At 45.5% G+C, this 268-nt stretch carries 1 pseudogene; it reads right to left on the bottom strand.

Annotation, left to right across the window (positions count from 1 at the left end):
- Positions 1-160 (bottom strand): annotated as a pseudogene (locus tag SB773_RS32125) (sigma-70 family RNA polymerase sigma factor); the annotation flags it as partial.
- Between the last annotated feature and the right edge of the window lie 108 nt (positions 161-268).

Genomic DNA, 268 nt, shown 5'->3' with positions numbered 1-268 from the left:
AGATCTCATTCATGACATCCTCCCGATCCTGCTGGTGATCCACCAGAAAGGAGACTGTCCGATAGACGTCCTGAAAGGTAGCATCATACAGCTCATGAAACGCCTGTTGATTACCATCCTTCATTTCCGTAAGTAATTGGTACATATATTCACTTTGCATTCAGAGGGCCCTCCTGAGTAAGCAGCTTACACCCTATATTGTCGCTCTGGCCGGAAAAGGTTCGGTGTTTTTGATTTTTTTTGCATATGGTTGTGTGCCGGCGGTTAT

The sequence above is a fragment of the Bacillus sp. SIMBA_074 genome (assembly GCF_046534555.1).
Classification (GTDB): Bacteria; Bacillota; Bacilli; order Bacillales; family Bacillaceae_G; genus Bacillus_A; species Bacillus_A mycoides.
This window is presented reverse-complemented; position numbering and strand designations above follow the sequence as displayed.